Raw genomic sequence first — 18,226 nt, 5'->3', positions numbered from 1 at the left:
TATTATTATAGTTTATAAAACTTAGTAGATGTTGAAGGGGAATTTTTTTTTTAGTTGTTTTGTGATTATGGTATTGCCTTTTCTTAGCTTTTCTCAGTCTACTGTGGATGGGGTAGTGATGGAACCTAACGGTAACAAGACCATAGCCTTGCCAGGAGCCAATGTGTATTGGATGAATTCCCAAATTGGAACGGTTACCGATGTAAAGGGAAATTTTAGCATTCCGTTTTTTGGGAAATACAATACGCTGATTATTAGCTATGTAGGGTTTGAGTCGGACACACTTGATATTAGGGAACCCAGAAAAATAAGGCATGTTCTAAAACCTTCCAATGCCTTAGATGAAGTGGTGGTGCAACAGCAACGCGATGCAGTAGAAAAAACTTTTTTTAGTGCTCAAAATGTGGTGACGATTAATAGTGCTGAATTACTAAAAGCGGCCTGTTGTAATCTTTCCGAGAGTTTTGAGACCAATCCTGCTATCGATGTAAATTTTTCCGATGCACTAACAGGTACTAAGCAAATTCAAATGCTGGGACTTACAAGTCCTTACCTACTCATTACCCAAGAGAATATTCCTATGGTGCGTGGGGCTTCACAGGCATACGGACTCACATTTACTCCAGGTACATGGGTAGAGAGTATACAGATTACTAAAGGTGCAGGAAGCGTAGTGAACGGTTATGAGAGTATTTCTGGACAAATCAATACAGAACTCGTAAAGCCCATGACAGATAAACGCTTGTTCGTAAACGGGTATGCCAATCAAAACGGGCGTTTGGAGCTGAATACTCATTTGAACCATAAACTTACGGATAAGTGGAGTACAGGGCTATATATCCATGGAAATCAAAGAAGACAGAAAGAGGACGGTAACGATGATGGCTTTTTGGATGCGCCTCTGGCCAATCAAATAAATATTATGAACCGTTGGCAATACCAGAATCCGGAAACGGGATGGGTAAGCTTTATTAATCTCCGCTATTTAAATGATGAAAAACAAGTAGGGGAAGTCGATTTTAATGCCGATAACTGGGTTCGGTTGCGCTCAGCTCCCAATGCTGATACTCCCGAGGGTCTCGCTCTTAGCGCAGCCGAAGGCTGGGGAAGTGAAATAGACACGCGACGTTTTGATACCTCGGTAAAATTGGGTTATGTATTTCCGGAGTTGCCATTTCAAAGTATAGGGTTTCAGGCTTCCTATAGCAATCATCAGCAGGAATCCTACTTCGGTTTTAATCGATATGATATAAACCATAACAGCGTGTATTCCAATCTGCTGTTCAACTCCATCATCGGAGATACAAGGAATAAGTTTACCACCGGATTGACCTTTGCCTATGACAGCTACGATGAACTCGTGTACACTACGGACTTCGGCAGGGAGGATGTTTCTGGTGGCGCATTTTTTGAGTATGCCTACGAAAACTTGGAGAAAGTGAGCCTAACCGCAGGTCTTCGCGTAGATACCCACAACCGTTTGGGTACATTTGTGACACCAAGATTGCACGTACGCTATACCCCTTGGGAGTTGGGGAGCTTAAGAGGTTCTTTTGGTAGGGGTAGGCGCGCCGCGAATATTTTTGCTGAGAACCAACAGTTATTCGGGTCTTCTCGACAGATTCAATTAATGGATGAGGGCGGAAGTATCTATGGTCTCGATGCTGAAGATGCATGGAATTATGGCATAAGTTTTCTACAGGGTTTTGTATTCCTCAACCGAAAAGGAAACGTTTCGTTGGACTATTACCGAACCGATTTTAGAAATCAGATTGTGGTAGATTGGGAAAACCCTAGGGCCATATCCTTTTATAATCTGGATGGGGAAAGCTATGCCAATAGTTTTCAGGTGGAGGTAAACCATGAAATCCTAGAAAACGTAGAGGTGCGAATGGCCTATAAATACTATGACGTAGCCACTGATTATAGAAGTGGTAGGCTACAAAAACCCTTACAAGCCCAAAACCGGTTTTTTGTAAATTTAGGGTATGAAACAAAGCCCAAGGAGAATGGGTCTCTTTGGAAGTTCGACTATACGGTGCATACCCAAGGGGAACAGCGTTTGCCAAATACCGATGTGAATCCGTCACAGTTTAGATTGGGAGACTTTGCAGATGGTTATAGTGTGATGAACGCCCAAGTGACCAAGGTTTTTTCAACTAAATTTGAGGTGTACCTCGGTGGGGAAAATTTATCTAATTTTAGACAACCAAACCCTATTTTAGGCTTGGACGACCCGTTTGGTGAGAATTTTGATACGAGTATTGTGTATGCGCCTATTATGGGTAGAATGTTCTACTTGGGGTTTCGGTTTAAAGTACAGTAAAAATGCCCCTAGCCCTTAAAGGGAGGATTATAATAGCTGAATTTGAAGTAGGATAAATACCAAGTTTTAGATTAAAGAGCTAGTGAGCAAAAAGTAAGGGATTACTGACTGCTCGGGAACAAAAATTAAAATAATAGAATTATGAAAAAAGTAGTATTGACATTAGTAATGGCCTTATTGACCGGCATAACCTTTGCTCAGGAAAAGAATAAAAAAATGACCATGGAGGTGGATGGAAAATGTGATATGTGTAAAACACGCATAGAAAAAGCAGCATTGGGCGTAAAAGGGGTCAAATATGCCCTTTGGGATATTCCCTCGCACCAACTTTCCTTGATTATAGATGAACGTAAAACAGACCCTATGAAGGTTAAAACTGCCTTAGTTGCTGTTGGTCATGACACCAAAGAACTCAAAGCAACAGAAGAAGCGTATGATAGTGTGCATCCTTGTTGTAAGTACCGGGAGGATAATACGGATGATAGTGGCAAACACTATTAACTGAATAATACTATTTTACATCAGAGTAGGTAGTATAAATTAAAACCGTTCTTGGATTTCCAAGAACGGTTTTTTGTTTTATCCTTTAGAAAACAATGGTCTACGTTGTTTAATCAACAATAATCTCATCAGCAAAAATCCAAGAAGGTAGTCCGGCAGCATGATGCCAGTAAGGTGTCTCGGTGTTTTTTGCCAGTACTTTAATGTACTGGTACTTTTTAGGATTTAGAGCTAAGTCAAAATAATAGATGTCGTTTACCTTACTGGTTTTTATGAGTGGGTTAGGATTAGTGACGGTTCCTAGAGAAGTAAAGATCTTGTTGTCCCTAGATCCATAATAGGTTACACTAGTAGGAAAAAATACAACGTGATTGGTCACTTGCAAGAAGGCCATGGATATGGTGCTGATGGACTGTGTTTCGCCTAAATCAACTATCACCTCCATATTGTTACCTTCATATCCGAGCCAATTGGCGTAAAAATTACTTCCGCCCAAGGCGCCATCGGTCAATACCATAGGGTTTTCGTCTGCGTACTTTTTGGGCGAGGTAATCGAAACTACATTTTTTCCTTTGGCTTTATTGGTTCTTTTCGCCGTTTCTAACGCAGATATGAAGTTAGCACCATATTCACTTACCGTGAATCCCATTTCGTTCATAAGGGTGATGTTGTTGTCTTTGGCAGTATTGGTGAAATTATCCAAAAGAAGTGCTACGGTAGGATTGGTTATTTGGGCGCCGTTTTCATTGGTCTTAGTTAAACTGTAGGTGGGGGTGCTATTTTTTCTGCTGGCTTCCAAAACAGCAAAATCGATTCCTATTCTTGCCATTTTTACTCGTTTTAGCACTTCTGGTTTTTCTGCTACCGCTTCTTCTGCTGCGTTGAATATTGACATATACTCTTGAAGTAGTTCAGGATTCAAATAGGAGGTAAAAGCTTCGGAGGGATCTCCGTAGAGAAACAGGAAAAAATCCCCGTCTTCTTTTAATTTGGAATGGATGAGGTCTACATATTCTTTTACAAACGGACCTGCTTCTTGGTAATAGCCATGGGTGAATTCGGTCACGAGGGCATCAAAATCCTGATCTGGGTTCCATAGTAGTTTGGCGGTGATGTAGGACCGAAGCTCAAACAGTTCGCTAGGGTTGTTACTGTGCTGTTCAAAGACCCACTTCGCATGGTTGTCCCTGAATAATTGAATGTTGGGCTGAAGGGTGTTTAAATTGGGGAAAGGGGATAAAAAATTAGTGAACTGGGTGGTGTAATCCCATATTCGAATATTATCAGTCAGTTTGCTCCATCCCATTAGGTCGTCAGCAAAATCCGTACATTTTTCAGCAATAGGGGCACTTCTATCGCATTCGATGCTACATAAGGTAATCAACACATTTTCAAGCGGACTTGTTTTAGGTGGTTTCCGTGTATGCTGATACGCTAAAGTAGATATTGTTTTCTGCGGGAATGCTTCTGCTACGCTATTTACGAAATAAATCATGGTTCCGGAAGGACTCCCTTCCTCAGCATCTATTTTGTTACAGTGCTCACATTGACAGTATTGTTGGTTATCATCCTGACTCACAGAAATTACCGAAGCATCTGGATTTCTTTGAAATAACACAGCTACGGAGTCTTTTACTATTTCCAACACGGTAGGGTTGGTCAAACATAATTGTGTCGGTAATCTTTTTCCCCCTCGCAGTGCATAATACTCTGGATGAGATTTGTAGAATACTTCTTCCGGCATAAATTTATTGAACGTATGCACTTTTGCCGCTGGCACATAATAAGGAAATGCCTCCGTGGTTACTTTGTGTTGTTTTGCAAATTCCTCATTTTCGTAAAATAGTCGCGAATGTACCGTACGCGTAACAATATCGGGAGTGTAGTTATAGTTAATTGGATGCAAGGTAATGGTTTCGGATACCGGTATATATGTAGCATTGGGAGCATACCATTTGCAAGCTAGATTATTTTCTAAAAATTCAAATACAGCATTCGTAAGTGCGTCACTAGAACCACCGGAAATATAGATGTTTTTGTTTTCTGTTTTTATGCTAATTTCTTGTTGTTGCAGGGCAGTTTTTTTGATGTTACCAACATAAATTTTAGGGACTTCTATCGTTTGAGAAGGCTCATCGACTAAAGGCAATTCAGCTCCGCTTATTTTAAAAATATATTCCTGTAAGGTAAGTGCAGCTTGGTATTCAGTCTCAAAATCAGTGCCCATGTGTACGATTTCATAGGTTGATTTCCCATTTTCTGTTAGAACAATCTCATCGCTTGAACACGAAGCGTAGCAAAAGGCGAATAACAGAAGTCCAATAGTTTTCATGTATTTCATAGCGTCTGGATTATTGGGAATTAGTTTTTAAGGATGTATTGTGTAGCATCTCTTGCAGGCTGTCTGCGTGTTTGATGTTATTTCCAATTTCCCGTAATATGATTCCCATATAATTTTTAATGGCATGTTCGATTTCTATATGAACAGAAACGGTGGTAGTCGTCATTATTGTAATGATTTCTAAGGGATATCAAAACTACCGTAATTTGATAGGTGTTAAAACTGATATAAAGCGTTTTATGCGTTTCAATTAAAATTCAGTGAGTAAAGGTTACTAATTATCAGTTCATTTAGGAAAGATTATAGACCGAAAACATGGGAAGAAGCACAAACAACAGGTTTTGACGAAGTACTATATGTTGATAGGGTAAAAATTCAGTGTACAAAAAAACCGCTTTTGGAATTCTCCAAAAGCGGTTTTTAATAAGGTATTTACACCAACAAACTAATAAATTACCTGAAGGTGTCGTCGACCTACATCATGCCGGGCATTCCGCCGCCGCCGCCCATTGGAGGACCAGCTGGAGAATCTTCTTTAATATCTGTTAAAGCACATTCTGTAGTTAAGATCATTCCAGCAACAGAAGCTGCATTTTCCAATGCTACTCTTGTTACTTTCTTAGGATCGATAATCCCTGCCTTAAACATTTCAACATACGTCTCGGATTTTGCATCGTATCCAAAATCACCTTTTCCTTCTAAAATTTTAGCAACTACTACGGAACCTTCGCCGCCTGCGTTCTCCACAATGGTTCTCAAAGGTGATTCAATCGCCCTTGCCACAATCTGTAAACCAGTAGCCTCATCCTCATTCTCTGTAGCTACATTGACTAGGGAAGCTTTGGCTCTCACCAAGGCGACACCACCACCTGCAACGATACCTTCTTCTACTGCAGCTCTAGTTGAATGTAAAGCGTCATCTACACGATCTTTTTTCTCTTTCATCTCTACTTCAGAAGCAGCACCAACATATAAAACTGCTACACCGCCTGCCAATTTTGCCAAACGTTCTTGAAGTTTTTCCTTATCGTAATCCGAAGTTGTTGTCTCAATCTGAGATTTAATTTGGTTTACCCTTGTTTTGATATCCTTAGCAACACCACCACCATTTACTATGGTCGTATTGTCTTTGTCTATCTGTACTTTTTCGCAAGTACCCAACATTTCAATAGTCGTATTATCTAAAGAGAACCCTCTTTCTTCAGAAATTACGGTACCACCGGTTAGGATAGCGATATCTTCTAACATTGCTTTTCTTCGGTCTCCAAATCCTGGTGCTTTTACAGCAGCAATTTTAAGAGATCCTCTTAATTTGTTAACAACCAAGGTAGCCAATGCTTCACCATCAACATCTTCTGCAATGATTAACAATGGTTTTCCGGATTGAGCAACTGGCTCTAAAACAGGAAGTAAATCTTTCATTGAAGATATTTTCTTGTCAAATAACAAGATATATGGATTCTCCAATTGAGCTACCATTTTTTCAGAATCCGTCACAAAATAGGGCGATAGGTATCCTCTGTCAAACTGCATTCCTTCAACAACATCTACATAGGTATCCGTTCCTTTGGCTTCTTCAACAGTTATTACGCCTTCTTTGCCAACTTTTCCAAATGCTTTTGCGATAAGCTCTCCGATTGTCTCATCGTTATTAGCAGAAATAGAAGCGACTTGCTTTATTTTTTCGGAGGAATCGCCTACTTTTTTAGTCTGTTTTGCTAAATCTGCAACAATAGCTTCAACGGCTTTGTCTATACCTCTTTTCAAATCCATTGGATTAGCGCCAGCAGCAACATTTTTTAAGCCTTCTTTGACGATAGCCTGTGCTAAAACGGTTGCGGTAGTAGTACCGTCACCTGCCAAATCATTGGTTTTGGAAGCAACTTCCTTTACCATTTGCGCGCCCATGTTTTCCAGAGCGTCTGCAAGCTCTATTTCTTTAGCTACGGTTACACCATCCTTTGTAACTTGTGGAGCTCCAAATGATTTACTGATAATTACATTACGACCCTTAGGCCCTAATGTTACCTTAACTGCGTTCGCTAATTTATCAACACCTCTTTTGAGGCCATCTCTTGCATCTATATCAAATTTAATATCTTTTGCCATAATGAATTATGATTTTATTTTTAGTTCCGGTGCTTGTACTGAACTCGTTTCAGTAAAGACGGAAATCTATTTAATTAGTTTGTATGTTCGATTAAAAATTTCTCGCCTTAGCGGGAAAAGTAAAAAGGTCTTCTTATATAATCCCTAGGATATCACTCTCGCGCATCATAAGGTAATCGGTACCCTCTAGTTTTAGTTCCGTACCTGCGTACTTTCCGTAAAGAACGGTATCACCAACTTTAACAGTTACTTTTTCATCTTTGGTTCCAGGACCAACCGCAACAATTTTACCTTTTTGTGGTTTTTCTTTTGCGGTATCTGGAATATATATTCCAGAAGCAGTTTTGGTTTCTGCTGCCATAGGCTCTATAAGAACTCTATCTGCCAATGGTTTAATGTTAACTTCAGCCATAATTCGTATAATTTATAATTGATTTTTGTTGATTCTAAGGTGTCAGAAATTATGCCATTACCTAAAAACTGACATATTATAAACCAAAAATGCCAGCTTGTCATTAAGCTGGCATTTTTAATATTGTATAATCATTGAATTATAAACTGTCTACCGGAATAACTTCAGGCGTTAGTTCAGGAGTAATTTCGTCTGGTAAGGTCTCAGGAACTGTAATTTCTATGTCGTCTCCTTGTAATAATTTGGATTCTATATCACCAAAATTTCCTTTGAGGGCTATATTGGAAGCAAGAATTAATAGTACAAGTATTCCTGCCAAGGTCCATGTGCTTCTGTCCAAAAAGTCCCCTGTTTTTTTAACGCCACCAACTACTTGGCTTCCACCTCCACCAAAAGATGAAGATAATCCACCACCTTTTGGGTTTTGAACCATGACTACTAATATAAGTAAAAAGCAAACTATGATAATAAGTATCAAGAATATTGAAAATGTACTCATTTTAAATCTCTATTTTCTGATTGAATTTTCTCTACCATTTTTATACGGTCTGCAAAGAAACCACTTTTTTCTGGATATTTCAAACTTAAAATTTTGTATGCCTGAATGGCATTTTTATACTTTTTCTGCTCCAGATATACCCTTGCCAAAGTTTCTGTCATAAGCTCATTTTTGTCTAGTACTCCGGAGTTTGCGACGTTTTCTGGTACGGGTATATTGGTTTTGGGGACAATCTTGGGGTTTTGAGCAATGAACTTATCTATTCTGTCGAATTTTTGTTTTTTACTTCTGTTTTGTTCAGCGGTATTTTCTTTCCGCTTTTTGGTAGGTTCTAGGACTTCTTTTTTCTCGTTCGTTGGCTTTTTGTTTGCTAATTGAAGCCACTCGGTAAACGAGAATTTTTCTTTTTTATCAAAATCTAAGGGCTCTCCAATCGCTAGGTCTTTTAATATGTTTTTTTTGGGATATTTAGTAGTGAACAGCTCTGGACTCAAAATTTGTTCAGCGTCCTTTTTGTCCTGCGGTAAAGGCTTGTCATCAGATGCTTCAATAATAGGTTGTTTTTCTTCGATTATTGTTTCTGATGGGGTAATTTGAGTTGCAGTTGCAGTTGCAGTTGCAGTTGCAGTTGCAGTTTCTGTGGCTGTTTGTGGTGTGTATTCCAGAAAATCTTTGGAGGTGACAAAATCAAATAATACGTCACGATCGGTAGTATAGGCAGCAGTTGTTTTAAGTGCTTTGTTGTATTTGTAGCTATGTAAGTTTTTAAGTCCTTTTAAATGTAATGCTCTTGCGGCTTGAAAATAGGGGTACTCTTTTAGAATATCTTCCAATTCATTGGTCTGCACAGGGTCCGCAACCTTTGCGGGATGTTCTAGGAAATATGTAAAGTCCGTTACTTTCATTTCTTTTAGGCCTTCTCTATTTTATGACTTTTATTTACCAGTCTGCCAGCGAGGCGTTAAAAATATCTTGTGTCAAACGTTCAAAAATCTCCTCATGGGCTTCGCTTTTTATTGATGCAAGCTGTGTGTTTGCCGGATAATCAAAGAAGAAAGAAAAACTTTGGTCAAAATCGGTATCCTCTTTTGTTCTATTGTAAAACCGCACCTTTACCCTAATGGATAGTCGGTTCTGCGCAGCGGTCTGTTGCGCTGTTGCCGACATTGGGGAAATACGATATTCTGTAATCTCTCCTTCATATAATAAATCTGCATCGCCGTTATTCACCAAATCTAAACTCGTTTGGTTTAAAATTCTATCCTGCAAAGCCAAGGTGAAATCTCTATCCATACCGGGTTCGAATATAGATCCAGGGCTTTGAGAGGCGTAATTCTGAAAATAATTAACCTGAAAAGTAGTTGCTGTTCCTACACTCCCTCCGGTAAAATTATAAACACCGCAACCGTTTAGACATAAAATTAAAGAAACTAAAATACAACTAATTGGAATATTTTTCATATTAATTTATCTAAGGTCTACAGGTCGTATTGCTTAATCTTTCGATACAATGTTCTTTCTGAAATACCCAGTTCGGCTGCTGCTGCTTTTCTTTTTCCTCGGTTGCGTTCTAAGGATTTCTTGATTAATTCTATTTCTTTTTCATGCAAAGATAAGGTCTCTTCTTCCTGTATTTCTTCCGCAAAATGATATTTGTCTTCTTGTGGTGTTGGCGTATGCGATTTTTCCTGTTTTGATTCTGGCAACTGTAATACCTCCATTTCGGTTGCGTCTTGCGTTTCTATATCGGCATCGTCCTCGCCATAAATTTTCCGGATAAGGTTTTCGTTTTCGTCTTGTACTTTCTGAGAATCATTGTTCTTTAGCAATTCCATCGTCAACTTTTTTAGGTCGTTGAGGTCTCCCTTCATGTCGAATAATACCTTGTACAGAATTTCACGCTCACTACTGAAATCACTCTCTGATTTTGAGTTTTTGATAACAGCAGGTAAATTACTACCTGGATTACTGGGTAAATAGCCGTGTAAGGTTGTTGCCGAAATGGCTCTTTTTTCTTCTAATACCGAAATTTGTTCCGCTATGTTTCTCAGCTGACGTATGTTTCCGGGCCACCTATATTTCAAAAGCAGGGCAGCACCGGCATCATCTAATCGTATAGTTGGCATCTTATATTTTTGACTAAAATCGGAGGCGAATTTTCGAAATAGCAAATGAATATCCTCTTTGCGTTCCCGTAGTGGCGGTATCTGAATTTCTACTGTACTCAATCTATAGTAAAGATCTTCCCTGAATCTTTCCTTTTTTATAGCCTCGAACATATTCACGTTCGTTGCCGCGACAATGCGCACATCGGTTTTCTGCACCTGTGAGGATCCTACTTTTAAAAACTCTCCATTTTCCAATACGCGCAACAATCGTACCTGCGTTGTTAGTGGAAGTTCCCCAACCTCATCTAAAAAAATAGTTCCGCCGTCGGTTACTTCAAAATAACCGCTTCTTGTTTGGGTAGCTCCAGTAAATGCACCCTTTTCGTGACCAAAAAGTTCACTGTCTATGGTTCCTTCGGGGATAGCACCGCAGTTGACCGCAATGTATTTTGCATGCTTTCTATGTGATAGGGAATGGATAATTTTAGGAATAGCTTCCTTCCCTACACCACTCTCGCCGGTAACTAGCACAGAGATATCTGTTGGGGCAACTTGCATCGCTTTTTCCAGGGCCCGATTTAACTTAGGGTCTTGCCCTATAATTTCAAAACGTTGTTTTGTATTTTGTATGCCTTCCATGCTACTGTTGTCTTGTCAATAGTTTAGTGCGTTATGCTTAGTTATTGTCTGAATATCCTACTGCTTTTCCAATCAAGGTGGCGGAAGTGCAGGAGTTCATCTTAACGTTAACAAAATCGCCCGCTTTATACTGTTCCTTTGGGAAAACTACTACGGTACTTTGTGCGTTTCTTCCCATCCATTCGTCAGGTGATTTTTTTGAAGGTCCTTCTATCAATACCTCTTGTATTGTTCCTAAATGTAGTTCCGTTCTGTATTTGCAATGGCTTCGTTGAAGGGCAATAATTTCCGATAGTCTCCTTTTTTTAGTCACTTCGGGTACGTCATCATCCATTTTTCTGCCTGCCATGGTACCTGGTCTTTCGGAGTATAGATACATATACCCAAAGTCATATTTCACATATTCTAAAGCTTTTAAGGTGTCTTCCTGGTCTTCCTCGGTTTCGGTAGGGAAACCGGCAATGATATCTTGCGAGATACTACAGTTGGGAATAATTGTTCTAATATTATCGATAAGATTAAAATATTCTTCTATGGTATGTAGCCTGTTCATGGCTTTTAGGATGCGGTTACTGCCGCTTTGCACTGGTAAATGAATATGATTGCAAATATTTTTATGTTTGGCCATGGTGTGTATTACATCCAAGGTCATATCCTGAGGATTGGAGGTGGAAAACCGGATACGCATTTTTGGCTGTGCCAAAGCTACCGTGTCTAATAATTTTGAAAAGTCTACGGCTGTTGCCTTTTGCATATCGCTTGCCTTTTCAAAATCTTTTTTAAGTCCGCCACCGTACCAGAGATAGCTGTCTACATTTTGTCCTAAAAGGGTGATTTCCTTAAAGCCAGTATTCCATAAATCGTTTACCTCTTGTAATATGGATTGTGGGTCGCGACTACGTTCCCTGCCTCTTGTAAAAGGTACTACGCAGAACGTACACATGTTGTCGCACCCCCTTGTAATGGATACAAATGCAGTTACGCCGTTGGTATTTAAACGAACAGGCGCAATATCTCCATAGGTTTCATCTTTGGACAAAATCACGTTTACGGCATCCCTCCCGGAATCAACTTCCTTAATTAGGTTTGGTAAATCCTTGTATGCATCTGGCCCTACGACCATATCTACGATTTTTTCTTCGTCCAGCAGTTTGTCCTTTAAGCGTTCTGCCATGCAACCAAGCACGCCTACTTTTAGATGGGGCCTGGTTTTTTTTACTTTATTATATTCGGTTAGGCGTTTTCGTATGGTCTGTTCCGCTTTGTCTCTAATGGAACAGGTGTTTACCAGAATCAAGTCTGCTTCGTTTAATTCTTGTGTGGTGCTGAAACCATCTTCGGATAATATGGATGCTACAACTTCACTATCAGCAAAATTCATAGCACAACCATAGCTTTCAATATAGAGCTTACGTTTGTTTTTGGTAGTGGTGTTTAAAGTTAAAGCGGTACCTTGTTTTACTTCGTCAATTATTTTTTCCATAAATCAACCCAAATTATACTTATGAATATAAGGGAAGTCAAAGATACTACTATATTCAAAAATATGACAATTTGGCAGTTTAATTTAGGGTAACTTTAGGCTTTCATTTTATAAATCTACGATTATACCAACCTAAAATAACCAGCAATGAACTTAGAAACCGTTAATCAAAAAATATAGGAAAGAGCTCTATTGGAGTTTGGTGCTATTTTTAGCGTATTCATAGCGCTTTTTTAAAAGGTTTGACTGCTTACATTTGTGGTCATATTTCCATTATATATCTTGATTTACATTCCCATGATTGCTGTGGGAATTAACGACCCTGAACTTTTACGTAGTGAGGAGCTTTTAGTTATGGTTGTCGTAGGGATGTTCATACTAATGCCTGTATTCCTTTTTAGGGTAATGACTTTTGGCTTAGCCTAAAAATGCAACCTTCCTTAAGATTTGTGAACAAAACAATGTCCATAAGGCCACGAATAACACCTATTTTAACTTTTTTAAACAAACTCGCCCGGGTAAAGTCTTTAATCTGGCTTTGATAATGCTAGACCTCACTATTGCGGGGATGTTAACTTGTGGTACGGGGATTTTTATTTAATAGTATCCGTATCTTTATTTCCTTCTTTTTTGGCTTTTAATGAAGAGCTTAGGGCATGGAGATTAACAAGGCAAGTTTTGCTTTAGGGAATAAAAACTGGTTGGTCATCATCATCATCATAATCATGGGGGGTTTGGCAGAATTTGGTATTATTCTTTGTTGTGTTGAAATTTTCTTTACCGCGATGCTCGCCAATGCACCTACCTATTATATCTATAAATATGGGGTTGGTTTTGAGGAAGCAGTCTAACTAGGTCACGTATCTTTGGTGAAAAACATATACTATCCCCTCTTGCTTTTCAGCTTTGCTCTTTAGTCTGCGGATATCATTTTTATATCCTCTAAGGCAACCTTCTCATTAATGATTTTAGTTTGCGTTTCAATGAGCACATCAAGGGAAGAAATTTGTTCATTTAACTCTTGAGTAGCCTCATTAAAAAACTGCTTTGCTTGTTGCGTAGGAGGGTAATCGCCTCTTTGCGAATCTGCCATTAAAAATGCCAGCCTGTTATTTATACGTATGCCGTAATTTAACGGGTCTTGCCTACTTTGGTTTTTAGTCATGTGAATATTATTTTCAATACTTGATAGTTCTGTTTCATAATCTGCTATCAGCTTCTGAAATTCTGAGTTATTCTTAGTTTTCTCATTAAGATACTTTAAATCTTTTTGAATAGTTCTTATTTTGACAATGCCTTCATTGGCCCTACTAACTTGATCTCGAACAGCAACTAGAAAATCAAACTGATTGTCATAATCCTTTTGGGAATTGGATAACCTAGGGTCTTTTACGATTTTAAATTCCTGTTCTTGGGAAACCCCATTAACTGTAAGTTTAACTTTGTATATTCCTGGAACAGCTTTGGGTCCAATATTGGGTGATGAATAAAAAATCATTCCATCAAAAGTCTTGAAGCCTGGATATCTCATATTCCAGACCATTCTATTACCACCCGAAGTAACAGTTAAGGGTTTTGGGGCAGCCGGATTCAATTTATTTTCTTTCGCACTAGTAGAAAAACTTTGGACTAGGTTACCGTTCTTTTCTAAAATGTCTAATTGCACGGTATCTGCTACTGTAAAGCGCTTCACGTAATAGTTGATTATAACCCCGTCTGGATGGTTTTCCCCTACTAATTTGAGGTTTGGTTTTGACCAACCACTGGATTGATGCATTCTATAAGAAGCATCTGGCTTGTACAGGTGTAAATCATTAGCTACAATATCTTTTGTTAGTTGATGTAATGGAGTTAAATCGTCTATAATCCAAAAACTTCTACCATGTGTAGCCACAATTAAATCGTTATCCCTTACCTGTAAATCTCGTATGGCTGTAACTGGAAGATTCAATTGAAATGGATTCCAAGATGTACCGTCATCAAAGGAAATATACATTCCCCATTCTGTTCCTGCATATAGCAACCCTTTCCGTTCATGATCGGTTCTTATAACCCTGGTATAATAATTATCCCTTATTCCATTGGTAATCAGTGTCCATTCTTTACCATAATTTTCTGTTTTATATAAATAGGGTGTGTAATCCCCAAATTTATAGGACGTCGCAGCTACGTAGACAGTTCCTTTATCAAATGGACTAGGGTCTATGGAATTGATCATATTTAATTTTGGAGACATGGAGAGTGGGGGGGTGACATTTTCCCATGTGGTACCGTTATCTCTAGTAACATGTATTAAACCGTCATCGCTTCCTGTCCAAATAACCCCTTTCTCAAGAATGGATTCTGAAATCACAAATATGTTCGAGTAAAATTCTGCACCGGTATTGTCTTGTGTGATTGGTCCTCCCGAAGAGGCAATGGTTTCAGGTAGACCTCTGGTCAAATCAGGTGAAATTGTTTTCCAGGACTGACCTTCATCTGTTGTCATGTGTAGTTGATTTGACCCAGCATATAGTACATTGGAGTTATGTCTACTAAACGAAACAGGATAATTCCAGTTGAAACGATATTTCATTACTTCCGCACCAGAACCCGCAGGATTATCTGGCCATACATTTGTAGACCTTGCTTGTCCTGTACTGTGATCCAATCTATTCATATATCCTTTAAAAGTTCCACCATATACAATTTGATTATTTTTTGGATCAGGTGCCAAATGCGCACTTTCTCCCCCAGCGGTTGGTTCCCAATCCCGTTCCGTAATAGCGTCACCCGAGGACCTGTGTGCTATTCGCAAGGCAGTATTATCCTGCTGAGCGCCGTAAATTCTATAAGGAAAAATACTATCAGTGGCCACGCGATAAAACTGTGCCGTAGGTTGGTTGTAGTAGGTGGTCCAGTTATTTCCTCCATCATTTGAAATTTGTGCTCCTCCGTCATCTGCAATAATCATTCGGTTATTGTTGTTTGGGTCTATCCACAAATCATGATGATCACCATGGGGTGCATTCTTTAGGATAAATGTTTTTCCACCGTCTGTAGAAACACCATAGCTAACGTTCATGACAAACAATTTGTCTTTGTTTTCGGTATCTGCATAGATTCGGGTATAATACCAAGCGCGTTGGCGTAAAGCTCTGTTTTCATTGATTTTTTTCCAAGTTACACCCGCATCGTCTGATCTGAATAGTCCTCCATCTTCTGCTTCAATCAGGGCCCATACACGGTCAGAATCTACCGGAGAAACGGTTATGCCAACAATACCCCATGGAAAACCAGGTAGCCCTGTACGAGAAGAAATGTCTTTCCAGGTATCCCCACCATCGGTACTTTTAAATAATTTGCTATCACCACCACCGCTATCCATACGATATCCATTTCTTTTCATTTCCCAAGTAGCTGCGTATAGTATTCTGCTGTTATTTGGATCTATAATCAAATCACCGGCGCCGGCCTTATCACTAACGTACAGTATTTTGTCCCAATTTTCCCCACCATCCTTAGAGCGAAAAACGCCCCTTGTCTCATTTGGTTTCCATAAATTTCCAATCGCCGCTACATAGATAAGGTCAGGATTCTTTGGGTGAATCCTAATTCTGGAAATATGTTCTGAATCCTCAAGACCTATGAAATCCCAAGTTTCTCCCGCATCCAAGCTTTTCCACAATCCTTTTCCAGAAGATACATTTCCGCGCAGCGTTTGTTCCCCTTCGCCTACATATATAATATTTGGATCGGATTCTGATACTGCAAGCGCACCAATTGAGCCGCCAAAGAAGTTATCCGATATACTTTCCCAAGTGTTTCCGGCATCGCTGGTCTTCCAGACCCCTCCGCCAGCTGTACCCATATAATATAAGTTAGGATTGTTTGCTACACCAGATACGGTCCCTGCCCTGCCACCCCTAAAAGGACCAATTGAGCGGTATTCCATACCATTATAGGTAGAGTCCTTATAACTTACCATTTTTTTGTTTCGCTGCCCCCAAAGATCTTGGCATGGTTGTAAAAACAGAAAGGAAGTAAGAAGTGCTAGGAATAACTTGTACATTTTTAGGCTTTTTTGAGTTAGTCTCCTTAAATGTAAAAATATTTTGGAATCAGAAGAAAGTAATCACTGAATAATTTTTTTATTTTCTTTTTAACGTATGTTTTGCAATGGTTTTCATGGCATTTTTTAAGATAAATTCTGAAGGTGTCACAAAAAGTAGCTGTGGTGTATGTTTAACATATTAATTTATGGTTATTTGTAAAATGAGGTCATCTTCAATTATTAGTTCTTTCACTCTTTCATTTTCTTTATTTCACTCTTTCATTTTCTTTATTTCACATAAGGAATAGGCTCAACTATTTTCTATTAATAACATACGCAACTAAATAGATTGTTTTGTATCTAAATGGTATAACCTAATAAATTTAAAAAAATGATACGTAGCTTTTTTTTATTGCTAGTAGTAGTACTGTCGATTTTTTCCTGCGATGATGATGGTCCGCACAGGGATTATCTTGTGGCAAGACCTGTAATAATGGATGCGATAGCCTTTAAAGCGGAAGCTATTGATATTGAAGGCCCAACGTCTATAATTTCTTCGGGTAAGATCTATGCCTACAAGGATTATATATTTGTAAATGACGTAGATCGCGGATTCCATGTGATAAATAATCAAAACCCTTCAGCACCGCAAAGTATTGCCTTTATAAAGTTGGAAGGTAATTATGATATTTCGATTAAGGACGATAAATTATTTGCAGATAGCTATGGTGACTTGGTTATTTTTGATATTTCAAATATAACCGACATAAAACTAGGCAACCGTATTGTAAATGCGATTTATAATAATGATATCTGGTTGGCCAGTACCGAGTTTCCTCAGGCCGATATTTATGATTATTCCGAAATCGATTATGATAGCGATATTGTCATTGGATGGGAGGTAAACACGGAAAGAAGGCCCGTTTCGGAATATGAGGCTCAATTTAATAACTTTAGAGACGACATGCTTGCTAATTCCGATAGTGGCGGAGGCGAATCGCAATATTCCGTAGGGCAAGGAGGTTCTATGGCACGTTTTAAGATAGTAGGAGATTTTCTTTACGTAGTGGACTATAGTACTATTAATATTTTTGACATTTCTGATGTAGCAGCACCCAAAGTACTCGATGATGTGCAGGTGGCGTGGGATATCGAAACCATTTTCAATCAAGGTGATGTACTTTTTATAGGCGGCAGACAAGGAATGTATATATATAATATTAAGAATCCGGCAAAACCGGAATTCATTTCCGAATTTAGACACGGTACCGCTTGTGACCCCGTGGTTGTAGATGGTAGTTATGCCTATGTTACTTTAAAGGGTGGTAATTTCTGCGGTAATACAGAAAGTGGCCTATATATTGTTGATATTTCAAATTTAAAAAATCCAGAACTTAAGGTAATCTACCCTATGGCCGGGCCTAATGGACTAGGTATAAAGGGAGATAAGTTGTTTGTTTGTGACGGAAGCGATGGCCTAAAGGTATTTGATAAGAGCAAAGCACCAAACCTTGTGCCAGTGAATCATTATGAAAATATAGAAGCTTATGACGTCATTCCATTGGAAAAGTCCCTTTTGATGATCGGCGGAGAAACCTTGCGCCAATATGAATATCTTGATGATAATATAAGATTATTAAGTACGGTTAATTTGAACTAAGAAGCATAAAATATAACGGAACACCTCTATTTTTAGGGGTGTTTTTTTATTCATAAAGAGTTATGGTCGTATGAAATTAAAAAATTCGACTACTTTTGTTGTTCACTAATATGTA

14 protein-coding genes are annotated in these 18,226 nt (G+C 38.8%); 4 read left to right on the top strand and 10 right to left on the bottom strand.

Features of this window, described 5'->3' with window-relative positions; genetic code table 11:
- Positions 1-28: 28 nt before the first annotated feature.
- Positions 29-2,326, top strand: a complete 2,298-nt coding sequence (locus tag Q360_RS0110250) for a TonB-dependent receptor (RefSeq protein ID WP_036195638.1) — start codon at positions 29-31, stop codon at positions 2,324-2,326.
- 141 nt (positions 2,327-2,467) lie between these two features.
- Positions 2,468-2,827: a heavy-metal-associated domain-containing protein gene (locus Q360_RS0110245; RefSeq protein ID WP_027077011.1), complete on the top strand. Its 360-nt coding sequence runs from the start codon at positions 2,468-2,470 to the stop codon at positions 2,825-2,827.
- A 109-nt stretch (positions 2,828-2,936) separates the two neighbouring features.
- On the opposite strand, the gene Q360_RS0110240 is transcribed toward Q360_RS0110245, so the two are convergent.
- The 9 genes from Q360_RS0110240 to miaB form a co-directional block, all read right to left on the bottom strand.
- The gene (locus Q360_RS0110240; protein ID WP_027077010.1) at positions 2,937-5,168 is read right to left on the bottom strand and encodes a DUF4838 domain-containing protein; all 2,232 of its coding nucleotides are present in this window, start codon (positions 5,166-5,168) and stop codon (positions 2,937-2,939) included.
- A 10-nt stretch (positions 5,169-5,178) separates the two neighbouring features.
- Positions 5,179-5,334: a hypothetical protein gene (locus Q360_RS25770; protein WP_156950078.1), complete on the bottom strand. Its 156-nt coding sequence runs from the start codon at positions 5,332-5,334 to the stop codon at positions 5,179-5,181.
- 308 nt (positions 5,335-5,642) lie between these two features.
- Positions 5,643-7,277 carry a chaperonin GroEL gene (gene groL, locus Q360_RS0110230; protein ID WP_027077009.1) on the bottom strand — a complete coding sequence of 545 codons (1,635 nt, stop codon included), beginning with the start codon at positions 7,275-7,277 and terminating at the stop codon, positions 5,643-5,645.
- 133 nt (positions 7,278-7,410) lie between these two features.
- Entirely contained in the window at positions 7,411-7,689 is a 279-nt protein-coding gene (locus Q360_RS0110225; RefSeq protein ID WP_027077008.1) for a co-chaperone GroES, read from the bottom strand.
- Between the two features lie 139 nt (positions 7,690-7,828).
- Positions 7,829-8,188, bottom strand: a complete 360-nt coding sequence (gene secG / locus Q360_RS0110220) for a preprotein translocase subunit SecG (protein ID WP_027077007.1) — start codon at positions 8,186-8,188, stop codon at positions 7,829-7,831.
- Positions 8,185-9,093 carry a hypothetical protein gene (locus Q360_RS0110215; RefSeq protein ID WP_027077006.1) on the bottom strand — a complete coding sequence of 303 codons (909 nt, stop codon included), beginning with the start codon at positions 9,091-9,093 and terminating at the stop codon, positions 8,185-8,187. Before Q360_RS0110215 ends, secG begins: the two co-directional genes overlap by 4 nt.
- A 34-nt stretch (positions 9,094-9,127) precedes the next feature.
- Positions 9,128-9,649 carry an LptE family protein gene (locus tag Q360_RS0110210; protein ID WP_027077005.1) on the bottom strand — a complete coding sequence of 174 codons (522 nt, stop codon included), beginning with the start codon at positions 9,647-9,649 and terminating at the stop codon, positions 9,128-9,130.
- 17 nt (positions 9,650-9,666) lie between these two features.
- Positions 9,667-10,935 (bottom strand): sigma-54 interaction domain-containing protein, encoded by a 1,269-nt coding sequence (locus Q360_RS0110205; RefSeq protein WP_027077004.1) that lies wholly within the window; start codon positions 10,933-10,935, stop codon positions 9,667-9,669.
- A gap of 37 nt (positions 10,936-10,972) precedes the next feature.
- Positions 10,973-12,418: a tRNA (N6-isopentenyl adenosine(37)-C2)-methylthiotransferase MiaB gene (gene miaB / locus Q360_RS0110200; RefSeq protein ID WP_027077003.1), complete on the bottom strand. Its 1,446-nt coding sequence runs from the start codon at positions 12,416-12,418 to the stop codon at positions 10,973-10,975.
- Positions 12,419-13,074: 656 nt separating this feature from the next.
- Between miaB and Q360_RS0110190 the strand changes: the two genes are divergently transcribed.
- Positions 13,075-13,269: a hypothetical protein gene (locus Q360_RS0110190; protein ID WP_027077002.1), complete on the top strand. Its 195-nt coding sequence runs from the start codon at positions 13,075-13,077 to the stop codon at positions 13,267-13,269.
- A 62-nt stretch (positions 13,270-13,331) separates the two neighbouring features.
- On the opposite strand, the gene Q360_RS0110185 is transcribed toward Q360_RS0110190, so the two are convergent.
- Complete coding sequence (locus Q360_RS0110185; protein WP_027077001.1) at positions 13,332-16,469, bottom strand: WD40/YVTN/BNR-like repeat-containing protein; 3,138 nt, start codon at positions 16,467-16,469, stop codon at positions 13,332-13,334.
- A 373-nt stretch (positions 16,470-16,842) separates the two neighbouring features.
- Here Q360_RS0110185 and Q360_RS0110180 point away from each other — a divergent pair, with 373 nt between their 5' ends.
- Positions 16,843-18,111, top strand: a complete 1,269-nt coding sequence (locus tag Q360_RS0110180) for an LVIVD repeat-containing protein (RefSeq protein ID WP_027077000.1) — start codon at positions 16,843-16,845, stop codon at positions 18,109-18,111.
- Positions 18,112-18,226: the final 115 nt, after the last annotated feature.

The sequence above is a fragment of the Maribacter antarcticus DSM 21422 genome (assembly GCF_000621125.1).
GTDB classification, from domain to species: domain Bacteria; phylum Bacteroidota; class Bacteroidia; order Flavobacteriales; family Flavobacteriaceae; genus Maribacter; species Maribacter antarcticus.
The sequence above is the reverse complement of the archived record's forward strand: the minus strand, read 5'-3'. Positions and strand labels throughout refer to the sequence as shown.